Consider the following 14,518-nt stretch of genomic DNA (forward strand, 5'->3'; position numbering starts at 1 on the left):
CGTCGTCCCGATGCCGCTATGGTCAACCCCCTGCTCGCAACAGCGGACCATCCCAGCGTGACCCTCCCCGACCTCGACGCCCTGCCCCCGCTGGAACGCGCCGTTCTGCGGCTTGAGGCCCTGGCCGGCCCATCGACCGGCAAGAAGCGCCTGCTGGAATGCCTGAACCAGGCCCGGGTGGTGCGGCCGGCCTGCACCTGGGAGGCGTTCTCGACGGCGCGGCATGACCTGCACCGCCGGGGGCTGCTGGACGAAACACTGGCCTGCCCGCCGGCCCTGGCGCAGGCCGTAGCGGTCGCGGCGCTGGAGGAGATGGAGGGTCGGGCCCTGGCAGCGGCCATCCGCGCCCGCATGCCGGCGGAATCCCAAGCCTATTGGGACGTCCGCCAGGTGGAGAACGACGTGTCCCGGGCGCTGCGCCTGGCTGTCCTGATGAACGATGAAGCGGAATTCGCGCGGGTGGCCGGCCTGACCCGGCGGCCGATCGAGGATCTGGACCCGTTCAACGCCGCCTTCACCACCGTGCCTGTGGGGGTGGCCTGGCTGGCCACCCGGACGCCGGCCATCCAGCGCGTGCTGATGGTGCTGAAGGCCAACCACTGGGTAGCGACCGGCGAAATGTCCGCCGATTACCCCCACCTGGTCGATCATTGCCGACGCGACCCCACCCTGCGCGGCGCCTGCTTCGCCCAGATCGCCGATTTCACCCTGCTGAGCGGCAGGCTGGACGCGTTGGCGGAGTTGGTGGCAAGCCCCCTGGACCCGGCTGCGGACATCCCCGCCGACGCCCCGGTCGCCTTCGCCGCCGCGCACGCCCTGCTGTCCGGGGATGCGCCCAAGGCGGTCACCCTGTTCACGGAGGCCCTGACCCTGCGCCGGCGGGCCACGCGGACACGCAAGGGCGGCCTGCCCGGCTATATGGGCCTGCTGCATCTATGCGCCCTGCTGGCCGCCGGCGGGGCCCAGAACCACGCCGCCATGGCGACGCTGCTGCAGGGCAAGGGCGTACCCGGCGGCGGCGCGCCGTTGGGCCAATTGGCGCTGGAGGCGCTGTACGACCTGGTGCGCAATAACGCGGAGGCGGCGGTGACGGGCCTGAAATGGGCGCTGGGCGCGGTGGAGCGCATGGCCACCCCCTCGCCTGTCAGCCTGGGCCTGATGGCCGTGGCCGCGGCGATCATCGATCCGGCCGCCGGCCGCGCCCTTGGCGACATCTGGGCGCTGCACTTCCACCGCCTGGTCCCCACCATGCCCCTGGCCGCCGACCTTGTGGCGGAGGCGTTGGAGCGCATGGCCGACGACCCCGCCCCCTATCAGGCCCATCTCGCCCGCCCGGACCGGCAGGCGCGGCTGCGCTTCCTGTCCCTGGTGCCGGTCAAGGAGGCCTGGGAGCGGGCGCTGGAAAACCTGGAGGTGCTGCTGGAGCCGCCGGCGACGGCGGAGAGGAAGACCACGGGCAAGCGCCTGGCCTGGCTGGTCGACCCCGGCAGCGGCGCGGTGGAGCCGGTGGAGCAGGTGCAGCAGCGGGGCCCGACCAAAAGCCCCACCCAGGGCTGGAGCGTCGGGCGCCCCGTCCAACTGAAGCGCCTGTACCAGGGCGATGCGCAGCTGCCCTATCTGGACGATTTCGACCGGCGGGTCATCGCCACCATCGCCCGGGATTACGACGGCTGGGGCCACGGCCGGTCCCGCTATGAGTACTACCTGCCCCCGCGTGACGCGCTGCCAGCCCTGGTGGGGCATCCCCGTGTGTTTTACCGGCGTGAGCCGGGCCCGCCGGTGGAACTGGTGGCCGCGAAGGCGGAGCTGGTGCTGGCCAAGGCCCGGGGTGGTTATCGCCTGGCGTTGTCGCACCCGGCCACGGAGGCCGATGCCGTCATCGAGGTGGAAAGCGCCACGCGCTGGCGCGTGGTGGTGATTGATGAGAAGGCCGTGGCAGCGGCCCGCGTGCTGGGCAGCGAGGGCATCACCGTGCCGGCGGCGGCCCGCGACCGCCTGTCCGCCATCGCGCGGCGGCAATTGCCCGACCTGCCGATCCGGGTGGACGCGACGGAGCTGGACGAGGGCCGGACGGAGGAGGGCGACCCGGCGCCGGTGGTGCGGCTGCGCCTGCTGGATCCGGGGCTGAAGATATCATTGATCGTGCGGCCGCTGGGCCCCGATGGCCCGCACTTCGTGCCGGGGCAAGGTAGTCGCCGCGTGACGGGCCTGGGCCGCCGCGCCCTGCGCGACCTGGCCGCGGAGGAGCGGTTGGCCCAGGCCCTGGCCGATGCTTGTCCCAGCCTGGGTGGTGAGGGGTGGGAGTGGGAACTGGAAGGCCTGAGCGCGGCGCTGGAGTTCCTGAGCGAGCTGAAGGCCTTGCCCCAGCCGCCGGCCCTGGAATGGCCGGAGGGGCAGAAGCTGACCCTGCGCGACGCGGAGGCCAGCGCCAGCCATTTCAGCACCACGGTCAAGAGCACCGAGAGCTGGTTCGCCGTGGCCGGGTCGCTGACCGTGGACGAGGGGCTGGTGCTGGACCTGAAGGACCTGTTGACCCGGCTGGAGGAGGCGCCGGGACGTTTCGTGCGCCTGGATGATGGCCAATTCGTGGCCCTGGACCGCCATTTCCGCCAACAGCTGGACCGTCTGCTGCGCCTGGGCGGCAGCGGGTTGAAGGTGCCGCGCGCGGCGGGGGCCGCCCTGCGCGACCTGGTGGAGCAGGCGGCGTCGGCCAAGGTCGACACCGCCTGGCGCACCTTCATCCAAACCCTGGATGACGCGGCCGCCTGGCAGCCGCGCCTGCCCAACGGCCTGACCGCTGAACTGCGCGAGTACCAGGCGCAGGGCTATTTCTGGCTGAGCCGTTTGGCGCGCTGGGGCGCCGGCGCCCTGCTGGCCGACGACATGGGCCTGGGCAAGACGGTACAGGCCATCGCCTTGATGGCATCCAAGGCGGGCGACGGTCCCCTGCTGGTGGTGGCACCCACCTCCGTCGCCGGCAACTGGCAAGACGAACTGGGGCGCTTCGCCCCCGGTCTGACCGTCCACCGCCTGGCCGAGACGGGCGGACGGGAAGAGGTGCTGAAGACCCTGGGTCCCGGCGACGTGCTGGTCACCACCTACGGCCTGCTGGTCCGCGAGGAGGCGAAGCTGGCCGCTATTCCCTGGGCCGTGGCCGTACTGGACGAGGCCCAGGCCATCAAGAACCCGGACACGCGCCGCGCCCAGGCCGCCCGCGCCCTGACCGCCCGCTTCCGCCTGGCCCTGACGGGCACGCCGGTGGAAAACGACCTGGATGAACTGTGGAGCCTGTTCCAGTTCACCAACCCCGGCCTGCTGGGTAGCCGCAAGGCCTTCGCCCAGCGCTTCGGCACCCCCATCCAGGCGGCGCGCAACCCAGGCGCCCGCGCCGCCCTGCGCGCCGTGGTGCAGCCGTTCCTGTTGCGCCGGACCAAGGCGTCGGTGCTGTCCGAACTGCCACCGCGCACGGAGCAGACGCTGCTGATCGAGCGCGGGGCCGAGGAGATCGCCTTTTACGAGGCCCTGCGCCGCCGGGCCCTGGAAAAGCTGGAGGAGATGTCGGGCGAACGGTCCCGCATCCACATCCTGGCGGAGATCACCCGCCTGCGGCAGGCCTGCTGCCACCCCGATTTGGTGGCGGCCGACGCGGACCTGCCCTCGGCCAAGCTGGACGCCTTCCTGGAACTGGTGGAGGAACTGCGCGAGGGGGGCCACCGCGCGCTGGTGTTCAGCCAGTTCGTCGGCCACCTGGCGCGGGTGCGCACCGCCCTGGACCGCGCCGGCGTCACCTATCAGCTGCTGGACGGCAGCCTGTCGGACAAGGAACGCCAGCGCCGGGTGGCCGCCTTCCAGGCGGGCGAGGGCGACCTGTTCCTCATCAGCCTGAAGGCGGGGGGCGTGGGCCTGAACCTGACAGCGGCCGATTACGTCATCCACCTGGACCCGTGGTGGAACCCCGCCGTGGAGGACCAGGCGTCGGACCGCGCCCACCGCATCGGCCAGCGCCGGCCCGTCACCATCTACCGCCTGATCCTGAAGGGCAGCATCGAGGAAGGCATCGTGGCCCTGCACGGCCGCAAGCGCGATCTGGCCGACGCCCTGCTGCAGGGCGCCGACGCCGCCGGCCATCTGTCGGACGAGGATCTGCTGGAACTGATCCGGGGTGTGGGCTGAGCGGCGGGCCTGTGGTAGGCTGGCGCCATGGCCCAGCCCGCTTCCATCTTCGACATTGTGGACGAGGACGCCAAGCGTCGCGCCATTGAGGAGGCGCGCGCGTCGGTTGCCGCTGGCGATGTCGTGGACCACGATGTTGTGGTGGCGTGGCTTGAGCGGTTGCTGGCGGGGAAAAAGGTCCCACCGCCCTTACCGCCTCGACAGACTTGAAACGTATCCGCTGGTCCATTGACGCTCTGGGCGATGTCGATCGGCACGTTGCTTATGTAGGCGCCGCTGAACGTATTTTGCGGGCGCTGCTGACCAACGGCGAACAGCCTGCTCACTTTCCCAAATCGTGGCCGTCCAGGCAGCGTGCCGGGAACGCGGGAGTTGCTGGTTTTTCCACCCTACGTGATCGTCTACGAAATCATGGACGATGAAGTCGTCATCCTGCGCGTCTGGCACGGCGCGCAGGATCGGGGCTGATCCCGGTTACCAGTGCCGGTCCACCCAGATCCATCCGGCGATGAAGCCGCCCAGCACGGCCAATAGGGCGGCGGTCAGGCCCAGGCTGCGGAGGAATTGGCCGAACTCGCCCTGCTTGTGCGCGCTGCGGGCCGTCAGCAGCAGGTAGGCCGTCACCAGGACGCCGATGATCACCCACACGGAAACGCCCTGGATCCAGCCCCTGATGGCGTCGCTGAGGTCGTAATACCAATCGGGCATGACAAGAGTCCGGTCCAAAAAGCAAGGGGCGGGGCGCCCGGCCAGGCGCCCCGCCCCCTTTAGACGATAAGGCTCAGTTGCGATAGGCCGGCGGCAGGGTGCCGTCCGGCGTCAGGTAGCGGCGTGCCAGATCCTGCGCCCGGCTGGTCAGCGGCGCCTCCACCCCGCGGACGAAGACATGCTCCGCCACCGACAGGATTTCCAGGGGATCGCCCGACCACACCACCAGGTCGGCATCGCGGCCCGGCTCGATGGAGCCCGCCCGGTCGTTGAAGCCGAAGACCTTGGCCGGGGTGGCGGTGATGGCGGCCAGCGCCGCCGGCCACGGCATGCCGTGGGCCACCGCGTTGCCGGCGTTGTAGCGCACCTGGCGGGCGTAATGCCCGACATAGGGCCCCTTGATCACCACGGTGGCGCCGGCGGCCTGCAGGATGGCGGCGTTTTCCAGCCGGGCGTTCAGGCTTTCGAACTCGCGCGGCAGGTTGGCCAGGGGGTCGACCACCACCGGCACGCCGGAGGCGGCGATCTCCGGCGCCATCATCCAGCCCTCCTCCACCCCATCGAGGATGAGCTTCAGCTTCAGCCGCTTGCCCAGTTCCAGGGTGCGGCGGATGTCGGCCACGCGATGCACGCCCACCAGCAGGGGCGTCTTGCCCTGAATGACGGGCAGCAGCGCCTCCAAATCCTCCTTGCTCTGGCGATAGGGGCGGTGCGCCCCATGTTCGTACCCGCCCTTGTTCGCGGCGTAGCTGGCCGCCTCCTCCAGGCTGGACTCCAGCAGCTGCAGCACACCGCCGTGGCTGCCGCCCAGGTGCTCCGTGGCGTCGGAACCGACATCCACCACCAGCACGGCCCGGCGCTTGGTGATGCTGTCGGTGCCGCCGGACATGTCGACCACCGCCGCCTGGCCGGCGAACAGCCGCTCACCCTTCTTGTCGCCCCGGCCGGACAGTTCGGGCGTGACCAGCGCCCGGGTGACGCCGCCGACGCGGGCCACGGGCACCAGCATGGAGGCCGGGTTGATGCCCAGCGACACGTCGAAGGAGGCCGACATGTCGGCCGTCGCCCCGGCGAAGTCGTTGCTGGAGGCCTCGCCCTCCACCTCGCCGGCGCCCAGGCTGGTGTCGCTGGCCACCAGGCCGGGCGTCACGATGTGGCCCTTGGCGTCCACGCGGCGGGCGTCCGCCGGGATGGCGACCGAGGCGCCCACCGCCTGGATGCGGCCATCGCGGATGAGGATGGTACCGGACGGAATCTCCCCCGCCGGGCCCATGGTTTCGATGCGGGCGTTGGTGATGGCCACGGTTTCGGCGCGCGCGGCGCCGGCCAGCAGGCTGAGCGTGGAGGCCGCCGCCATCAGGATGTGACGGGCGCTCATCGCGGCTGCTCCGTGCTGGTGGTCAAGATGGGGCGGCCGGGGCCGACGCCCTGGGGCCCGGGATGGGCCGGGCCGGTTTGGCCCAGTTCGAAGTCGGACTTGGGCTGCACCGCCGGATCGTGGCGGTCATAGACCAGGGCGCCATCGATGAAGACCTGGTCGGCCGTGGCATAGACGCTGAAGGGGTCGGCGCTCCACAGCACCACGTCGCCCATCTTGCCCGGCTCCAGCGTGCCGGTCTTGTCCAGCACGCCGATGGACTTGGCGGCGTTGGCGGTCACCCACTTGATGGCCTCTGCCTCGTCGATCTCAAGCCCCAAGCGCCGGCCGGCGGCAAGCGCGATGGTGGCCTCCTGCACCAGGTGCTGGGTCAGGATGTCGTCGTCGGAATGAATGACGGTGCAGACGCCGGCCTTTTGCAGCAGGGCCGCGTTCTCCTCGATGCCGTCGTAGGCCTCCATCTTGAAGCCCCACCATTCGCCCCAGGTGGCGACGCAGATGTCCTCCTTCTTCAGGACATCGGCGATCTTGTAAGCCTCCGACCCGTGGTGGAACATGGCGATGTGGAAGCCGAACTCGTGCGAGATGTCGATCATCTGCGCCATCTCATCGGCGCGGTAGCAGTGGTTCTGCACCAGGATGCTGCCGTCCAGCACGCCGGCCAGCGTGTCCATCTGCAGGTCGCGCTTGGGCGCGTCGGGGGCCTTGTCGCCCTTGCCGGCCTTGTAGTCGGCCAGCTTGCGGCGATAGTCGTCCCACTTGCGGCGGTATTCCTGGGCGTCGATCCAGGCCTTGCGATAGCCGAAGACGTTGCCCATGCGGGTGGCCGGGCTGCGGCCCTTGCTGCCGTAGACGCGCTTCGGGTTCTCACCGCAGGCCATCTTCAGGCCATAGGGCGCGCCGGGGAATTTCTTGTCCTGTACGGTGCGGCCGGGAACGTTCTTCAGGATGACGGCGCGGCCGCCGAACAGGTTGGCGGAGCCGGGCAGGATCTCCAGCGTGGTGATGCCGCCTTCCAGGGCGCGGATGAAGCCGGGGTCCTGCGGCCACACCGAATGCTCCGCCCACACCTGCGCGGTGTTGGGGTCCGTCATCTCGTTGCCGTCGGAGTTGGCCCAGACGCTGGGCGAGGCATAGACGCCCAGGTGGCTGTGGGCATCGATGATGCCGGGGGTCACGTACTTGCCCTGGGCGTCGATGACCTTGGCGCCGGCCGGCACGGCGATATCCTTGCCCACCGCCGCGATCTTCCCGTCCACCAGCACCACGGTGCCGCCGTCGATGCGGGCGCCGGTGCCGGTGAAGATCGTGGCGCCCACCAGGGCCGTCGTCACCGACGGCAGCGGATGGTAGGTGCTGGGGAAGGGGTTACTGTCCTCGACCGGGTCCAGGCCGGCATAGACCGGCTTGTCCTTGGCCTTGTCCCCGCCGGACGTGGCGGCGGTGTCCTGGTGCGCGTTGGTGGCGCAGGCGCCAAGCAGCGCCAGCGCGGCCACCAGCGGGACCACGCGATGGTGTCGTTTCATGGAAGTGTCGTCTTCCTGTTCTGCCGGGTGCCCGAAAAGCGCCGCGCCCAGGAATGGGAACGGCCCCTGCGCCCCTATTGATTGTTCTAACGCCCCAAGAGGTTAAGGCGGGCCGTCTCAAAAAAGGACGGTGCATCAACCTTGTTGAGCAAGGTTAACAGAGGGCCGGGCGCCTGCCTATCGCGCAGTGCCCGCCGGCATCATCCGGCCGCCGCCTCCAGATACAGGGTGGTCAGTTCGCCCGCGGTGGTGAACTGGCGGAAGCCGGCACGGAAAGGGTCGGTGCCGGTCAGCTGCTCCAACGCCACCAGCAGGGTGGCGAGATCCAGGCTGTCGAAAGGCAGGCCGCCGTCCAGGAAGCGCGTTTCCGGCCCGAAGGTGCCGGCCCAGGACTCGCCCTTGTCCGCCAGGATCTTCAGGACCTCGGTATGAATCAGCGCCAGCATGGCGCCGCTGTCCAGTCCGATCGCCGTGGGGCCATGGGTGCTCATTGGTGAAACTCCGTCAGCAGGGTGTTGACCTGGGTGGCCGCCTGGGCCTGGGGCATGTGGCCAACGCCCGGCAAGCGATGCAGGGGAACATGGGGAGGCAGGGCGCCCGCGTCCGGCGGGGGAACAATGTCATCGGCCTCACCCCAGATCAGTTGCAGGGGCGGCAGCGGCTGGGTCCAGTCGAACTGGGGCGGCGCGGCGGCGATGTCGGCCACCAGCCGGTCCAGCAGGCGGATCAGCGGGGCCCGCGCCGCCGGGTTGGCCAGACGGGCCAGGAAGGCGCGCGCCAGCGCTTCGCGGTTGGGCGGCGCCCCCCGAACAGCCGGTCGATGAGGCCGCGCGCCTGGTCCAGGGTTTCCAGGGTACACAGCGCCTGCAGAAAGCCCGCGTCCACCCGGCTGCCCAGGCCGGCGCAGGCGATCAGGCTCATGCGCCGCACGCGATCGGGATGCCGCTCGGCCAGCAGCAGGCTGACCCGGCCGCCCATGGAATGGCCGACGATGTCGGCCCGTTCCACGCCCAGCGCATCCATCAGCCGCACCACCCAATCGGCCACCCCACCCAGGCCGGATGGGATGTCGAGGGTGGAGGCGCCATGGCCCGGCAAGTCCACGGCCAGCACGCGGCGCCCCGGCGACCCAAGCGCCCCCTTCACCAGGGCCTGGACATTGAACTGCCAGGACAGGGCGTCACCGCCGAACCCATGGATCAGCAGCAGGGGGGCGGCGCCGTCGTCCTTGGGACCTCGGTCAATGGCGCCGCCGGGGCCGCCGGCGAAGCGCAGCACCCGGCGGCCGGCCAGCAGCCGTTCAGGCTCGATCTCCACCGCCATCCTCAGGCCGTGACGTGATCCGACACCAGGGCCAGAAGGTCGTCCACGGTCTTGGCCTTGGCCAGATCCTCGCCCGCGACCACGGTGTTGAACTTCTCATCCACCAGGGCGATGAAGCTGATGACCGCCAGGCTGTCCCAGCTGTCGATGCCGTCCAGCTCCTCGCCCCCCGTCAGGGTGCCGGGGTCCAGCTCCAGCATCTCGTCCAGCGCGGCCAGGAATTCGTTCCGGTTCATGGGGATCGTCCTCTTTCTTTTGGGTCGGGTCAGTCTTTTGGTCAGACCAGGGGCTTCTGCACCACATCGCGGTTCAGCAGCACCCAATCGGGATGCCGGCGCAGCACATCCAGACAGTCGGTCCAGGTGAAGTGCGGATTCGCCGGCAGTAACTCTTCAAGCAAACGGCGGACCAGCTGGAAATCCTCCACCGTGTCCACGCACCAGCGTTGCATCCCCATCTCCACCGGCGCCGGTCCTTCGGGCGGCAGGGCGCCCAGGCGGAAGCGGTCGGGCCGGCGGTAGATGAAGGGCGTCACATGCTCGCGCTCAAAGGGTTCCCTTGCCTCTTGCCACGCCGCCTGCAAGGCCGTCATTGACATGGCTTCGGCATCCAGGCCGCGCGGATAATGGCCGATATCGACGGCGGCATGGTCCAGGGGCGGGTCGGCCGCCAGGAACAGGGCCAGCAGCCGGTCGATCAGGCCGGGGTCGATCAGGGGGCAGTCGCCCGTCACCCGCACCACCACGTCCGCCCGATGGGCAATGGCGGCCCGGCAAAAACGATCCAGGACGTCCTGCTCGCTGCCACGGAAGCAGGCCACGCCCAGGCCGCGGCACAATTCGGCAATGGGGTCGTCCGCCGCCCGGTCGCTGGTGGCCACCACCACCTCGTCCACCCGGGTGGCGCGGCGCAGGCGGTCGATCTGATGGGCCAACAGGGGCTTGCCCGCCACGGTCAGCAGCACCTTGCCCGGCAGGCGGGTCGATCCCATGCGCGCCTGGGTGATGCAGACGACGCGGGGCTTCTGGGCCGGGACCGTCACGGCTGCACCATGCCCCAGTCGAGGGGAAGGCCGGCCTCCAAATCACGGGCGGCGCGGGCGCCCAGCACCTGGTCCAGATGCTTGGGCGGCAGGCCCAGGCCCGGCCGGACGGAGCGGACGTTGGCGGGCGTGAACGTCTCCCCCGCCTTGACCGGGGCCGAGACGTAGAGGGAGCGGCGGAAGGACCGGCCACCAGCCTCCGACGGCTTCACCGCATAGCCGACCTGGCCCAGCGCCGCATGGGCGACACGGCAAGCGTCGGCCATGGCCTTGAACTCCGCCGGTTCCAGGGAGAAGGAGGCGTCGACGCCGCCCTCGGCCCGCGACAGGGTCAGATGCTTTTCAATGACCACGGCGCCCAGCGCCACCGCCGCCACCGGCACGGCGATGCCATGGGTGTGGTCGGACAGGCCGGTGGGCACGCCGAAGGCCTGGGCCAGGTGGGGAATGGTGCGCAGGTCGCATTCCTCCGGCGGGGTGGGATAGCCGCTGGTGCAGTGAAGCAGCACGGGATCGGGCGCGCCCGCCGGCGCCGCCGCCCGCGCCGCCGACACCGCGTCGTCGATCTCGCCCAGCGTGGCCATGCCGGTGGAGATGATCAGCGGCTTGCCCTTGGACGCGGCATAGCGGATCAGCGGCAGGTCCACGATCTCGTACGACGCGATCTTGAAGGCCGGTGCGCCCAAGCGGTCCAGAAGGTCCACCGCCGTGGGATCGAAGGGGGAGCTGAAGAGGGTGATGCCGACGGTGGCGGCATGGGCGAACAGCTGGGGGTGCCAAGCCCAGGGGGTGTGCGCCTCTTCATACAGCTCGTGCAGGCTGCGACCATCCCAGGGGCCGCCATGGATCTGGAATTCCGGCCGGTCGGACTTCAGGGTGATGGTGTCGGCGGTGTAGGTCTGCAGCTTCACCGCGTCCGCCCCCGCCTCCTTGGCGGCGTCGATCAGGCGGAGTGCGCGCTCAATCTCCCCTTTGTGATTGCCGGACATCTCGGCGATCAGGTAAGGCGCCTGGCCGGCGCGGAAGGTGAGACGGGCGGGATCGGACATGGCGGACCCTCAAAGGCGAAAAGCTTACAAAGCTGTAGCCCCTTGATAGCACCTTGCGGCCCCGTGGAGAAAGCGGCCTGCGCCTCACCCCGCCGTGCGCGCCATGTCCAGGCCGGCCAGGTCGTGCATGCGCAGGAGGCCCAGCACCTTGTTTTCCGCGTCCACCACCGGCAGGACGTAGACCTGCGATGGGCTTTCCATCTGGGCCAGGGCGGCCATGGCGGTGGTGCCGGTGCGGCAGGTGCGGGGCTTTGGCGTCATCAGGGCGCGGGTGTCGCGGTCCAGCAGGTCCTTTCCCACGCGGGCCAGGCCGCGGCGGATGTCGCCGTCGGTGATGAGGCCCAGCAGCCGGTCGTCCGCGTCCACCACCAGGGCGGCGCCGGAGGGGTGACGGGTCATTTCCAGCAGGGTTTCCAGGATCGGGCGGTCGGGCCCCACCAGGGCCACATGGTCCGGCGCCTTCGCCATCAGGTCATCGACATAGGCGCCCAGCACCACGCCCAGGGTGCCGCCCGGATGGTTGCGGCCGAAATCCTTGGCGGTGAAGCCCTTCTCCGTCGCCACCGCCACCACCAGGGCGTCGGCGAAGGCCAGCATGGCGGTGGTGCTGGCCGTCGGCAGCTTGGTGTCCGTCGCCTCGGACTCCACATGGACCTTCAGCGTCCAGTCGGCCATGCGTGACAGGGTGGACGGCACGCGCCCCACCATGGCCGCCACCTTCACACCGCGCGGCTGCGCCGCCTTGGCCACGTCCACCAGTTCCTGGGTCTGGCCGCTGTTGGACAGCAGGATCAGCAGGTCGCCCTCGCGCAGCAGGCCCAGTTCGCCGTGCAGGCTGTCGATGGCGCTGTAATAGAAGGCGCGGGCACCGATGCTGGCCAGCTTGCTGGCGAACTGCCGGGCCACCAAGCCGGATTTGCCGATGCCGGCCACCAGGGTATTGCCATGTTCGCCGCAGATGTGGGCGACAACGTCCAGGAAGTCGCTGTCCAGCGCCTCCACCTGGTGCAGAACGGCGTTGGCCTCGATGCGCAACAGATCGGAAGCGGCGGCAAGGGCGGCGGCGCGGTCGATGGTCATGCGGACGGTATCCATTACCTTGAGGTCGAGGCGGGCCGCGATGGGGCCCGGGAAATTTGCGCACCGGTGTAGCGCAAAGGGCAGGTGCCCACCACGCGCCAGATCACACCGACAGCCGTGTGCGGCGCGTATGGTGGGGTTGCGGCCGCCCCTACACGTCCACGTCAAAGCCCGCCGGCGCCAATCGGGCCCGGGCACGGTGCGCCATGCGGGCGTACGCCCGTTCCAGCCGGCGGCAGAAGGCGTCGGTGTCGAAGGGGCCGCCCGGCCGCCCCCGCGCACCGCCCAATCGGGCGCGTACGTTCTTGAGACGCTCGGGATTCATGGCCAAATCCAATGCCGTGGCCTCGTACGCCGCGAGGTCGTACGTCACCAGGTCGGGCAGGTCCAGGGCCAACAGCAGACTGGCCGCGACCCGCGACGCGAAGGGACCGCCGGCGCGGGTCAGGACCGGCAGCCCGGCATAGAGCGCGTCCGCCGCCGTGGTGTGGGCGTTGAACGGATGGGTATCCAGGAACAGGTCGGCACAGGCGTGGCGGGCGAGGTGATCGGCCATACGCGCCTTAGGTAGGGCCGGCGCCACCACCAAGCGGGCCGGATCAACGCCCTGCTCTGATAGCATTGATTGCAATGCGGGCAGAGCCGCCTTCGGATCCAGCAGCCAAAGAACGGATTCCGGCACGGCGGCCAACAGGCGTGCCCAGCAGGCGACGACATCCGGCGCCAATTTCTGGGCGGCGTTGAAGCAGGCGAAGACGAAGGCGTCCGCCGGCAGGCCCCAGTCGGCGCGGGCGCTGGGCGGCCCGATGGGGCGCCCGGCGTCGTTGGCTTGGTAGCAGCCGGGCAGGCGCACCACCGCCTCATCCCAATACACCGCGCGATCCGGGGGCAGCACGACGGCATCGGCCAGGACATAGTCGGCGCCGGCGCCCCGGCCCAAGGTGCCGGGATAACCGAGGTATTGCACCTGCACCGCCGCCGGCCGCAGCGCGACGATGCCGGGGCGTCCGCCCTCGGTATAGCCTTTGAGGTCCACCAGGATGTCCACTCCGGCGGCGCGGATGGCCTGGGCCGCCGCCCGGTCGTCCATCCCCCGCAGGTCGATGAAGCGGTCCGCCCCGGCCATGAGCCGGGCGCGCAAGGCGCTGCCGTCGTCGGGACCGTAGGAGAAGGCGGTGACGGTGACCGCCGCGCGGTCGTGCCGCTCCAACACGCCGGCCATGAGATAGGCCGTGGGATGCTGGTGCCAGTCGGCGGACAGATAGCCAATGCGCAACGGCTTTCCGGCCGCTCCCAGGCTGGCCGGCGGCAGGGGCGGGGCGGCGGCACGGGCCACGGCGGCGGCGTGCAGGCGGGCCGCGCGCTGGTGCCAGGCCTCGTCCACATCCAGGCACAACAGACCGAACGGCGGAGCGCTGTCGTCGCCAGCCTCGATGGCCGCCAGCAGATCCGGGGTCAGGGCCGCGACATCGTCCCACCGGCACAGACGGGCGTTGAGGTGGACCAAATGGGCCAGGGCCCCCGCCCGCCGGCTGGTGCCATGCCGCAATGCCGCCTGCAGGCAGGGCAACGCCGCCAGGTCCCGGTGCCGGCGTTGCAGCAGCGTCCCTAGGTTCAGCCAGGCGTCGGCCATGTCGGGCCGCTGGGCCGTCAGGGTGCGGTATTCCGCCTCCGCCGCGTCCAGATCGCCGCGATCCTCCAGGACGGAGGCCAGGTTGAAGCGGGCGTTGGCCTGTGCCGGGTCGGCGGCCAGCGCCCCGCGCAGGACGGATTCCGCCTCGGCCAAACGGCCTAGGCGATGCAGCGCCACACCCAGGTTGGCGCGGGCGGGGCCATGGGCCGGGTCCAGCGCCGCCGCCTGTTCCAGGGGCGCCAGCGCCTCCGCCGGCCGATCCAGGGTCAGGAGCAAGGTGCCCAGGGCGAAAGCGGCGTCGGCGTGCGCGCCATCGCGGGCCAGGGCGGCGCGGAACGCCGCCTCCGCCGCCGGCATGCGGCCCACCGCGGCGCGCAGGCGGCCCAGGTTGGTCAGGATTTCCGCGTCCGGCCGCAGGGCGGCGGCACGGGCCACCAACCCTTCGCCCGCCACCGGATCCCCCTGCTGGCCGCGCAACACCCCCAGCAGGTGCAAGGCGTCCGGCTGGTGCGGCGCCAACGCCAGCACCTGGGCATAGAGGTCCGCCGCCTCATCCAGGGCGCCAGCCTGGTGCCGGGCCACGGCTTGGGCCAGGAGGTCACCCAT

At 70.5% G+C, this 14,518-nt stretch carries 14 protein-coding genes; 3 read left to right on the top strand and 11 right to left on the bottom strand.

Going from position 1 to position 14,518, the window contains the following annotated elements; translation table 11 throughout:
• The first annotated feature begins 57 nt into the window (after window positions 1-57).
• The 3 genes from UCD39_RS04425 to UCD39_RS04435 all read left to right on the top strand — a co-directional run bounded on the left by UCD39_RS04425 (window position 58) and on the right by UCD39_RS04435 (window position 4,641).
• Entirely contained in the window at window positions 58-4,173 is a 4,116-nt protein-coding gene (locus UCD39_RS04425; protein ID WP_330494874.1) for an SNF2-related protein, read from the top strand.
• Window positions 4,174-4,200: 27 nt separating this feature from the next.
• A complete protein-coding gene (locus UCD39_RS04430) occupies window positions 4,201-4,383 on the top strand; it encodes a hypothetical protein (protein ID WP_330494875.1) in 183 nt (60 codons plus the stop codon).
• A gap of 108 nt (window positions 4,384-4,491) precedes the next feature.
• Window positions 4,492-4,641, top strand: coding sequence for a type II toxin-antitoxin system RelE/ParE family toxin (locus UCD39_RS04435; protein ID WP_442943594.1), 150 nt, complete (start codon window positions 4,492-4,494; stop codon window positions 4,639-4,641).
• Between the two features lie 6 nt (window positions 4,642-4,647).
• On the opposite strand, the gene UCD39_RS04440 is transcribed toward UCD39_RS04435, so the two are convergent.
• From UCD39_RS04440 to UCD39_RS04490, 11 genes are all read right to left on the bottom strand, one after another.
• The gene (locus UCD39_RS04440; RefSeq protein ID WP_330494877.1) at window positions 4,648-4,881 is read right to left on the bottom strand and encodes a hypothetical protein; all 234 of its coding nucleotides are present in this window, start codon (window positions 4,879-4,881) and stop codon (window positions 4,648-4,650) included.
• 73 nt (window positions 4,882-4,954) lie between these two features.
• Window positions 4,955-6,259, bottom strand: a complete 1,305-nt coding sequence (locus tag UCD39_RS04445) for an amidohydrolase family protein (RefSeq protein ID WP_145734679.1) — start codon at window positions 6,257-6,259, stop codon at window positions 4,955-4,957.
• The gene (locus tag UCD39_RS04450) at window positions 6,256-7,785 is read right to left on the bottom strand and encodes an amidohydrolase (RefSeq protein WP_330494878.1); all 1,530 of its coding nucleotides are present in this window, start codon (window positions 7,783-7,785) and stop codon (window positions 6,256-6,258) included. Before UCD39_RS04450 ends, UCD39_RS04445 begins: the two co-directional genes overlap by 4 nt.
• Window positions 7,786-7,985: 200 nt before the next feature.
• Window positions 7,986-8,276 carry an acyl carrier protein gene (locus UCD39_RS04455; RefSeq protein ID WP_330494879.1) on the bottom strand — a complete coding sequence of 97 codons (291 nt, stop codon included), beginning with the start codon at window positions 8,274-8,276 and terminating at the stop codon, window positions 7,986-7,988.
• The gene (locus UCD39_RS04460) at window positions 8,273-8,491 is read right to left on the bottom strand and encodes a hypothetical protein (protein WP_330494880.1); all 219 of its coding nucleotides are present in this window, start codon (window positions 8,489-8,491) and stop codon (window positions 8,273-8,275) included. Before UCD39_RS04460 ends, UCD39_RS04455 begins: the two co-directional genes overlap by 4 nt.
• A 20-nt stretch (window positions 8,492-8,511) precedes the next feature.
• Complete coding sequence (locus UCD39_RS04465) at window positions 8,512-9,108, bottom strand: alpha/beta fold hydrolase (RefSeq protein WP_330494881.1); 597 nt, start codon at window positions 9,106-9,108, stop codon at window positions 8,512-8,514.
• 2 nt (window positions 9,109-9,110) lie between these two features.
• Window positions 9,111-9,344, bottom strand: coding sequence for a phosphopantetheine-binding protein (locus tag UCD39_RS04470; RefSeq protein WP_330494882.1), 234 nt, complete (start codon window positions 9,342-9,344; stop codon window positions 9,111-9,113).
• 41 nt (window positions 9,345-9,385) lie between these two features.
• Window positions 9,386-10,150 carry a cytidylyltransferase domain-containing protein gene (locus UCD39_RS04475; RefSeq protein ID WP_330494883.1) on the bottom strand — a complete coding sequence of 255 codons (765 nt, stop codon included), beginning with the start codon at window positions 10,148-10,150 and terminating at the stop codon, window positions 9,386-9,388.
• Window positions 10,147-11,199, bottom strand: coding sequence for a pseudaminic acid synthase (gene pseI, locus UCD39_RS04480; protein WP_330494884.1), 1,053 nt, complete (start codon window positions 11,197-11,199; stop codon window positions 10,147-10,149). Before pseI ends, UCD39_RS04475 begins: the two co-directional genes overlap by 4 nt.
• 84 nt (window positions 11,200-11,283) lie before the next feature.
• Entirely contained in the window at window positions 11,284-12,279 is a 996-nt protein-coding gene (locus UCD39_RS04485; RefSeq protein WP_330494885.1) for a KpsF/GutQ family sugar-phosphate isomerase, read from the bottom strand.
• Window positions 12,280-12,430: 151 nt separating this feature from the next.
• Window positions 12,431-14,518, bottom strand: a complete 2,088-nt coding sequence (locus UCD39_RS04490; protein ID WP_330494886.1) for an O-linked N-acetylglucosamine transferase, SPINDLY family protein — start codon at window positions 14,516-14,518, stop codon at window positions 12,431-12,433.

This window comes from Nitrospirillum karajorum (assembly GCF_036348415.1).
Lineage (GTDB): Bacteria > Pseudomonadota > Alphaproteobacteria > Azospirillales > Azospirillaceae > Nitrospirillum > Nitrospirillum amazonense_B.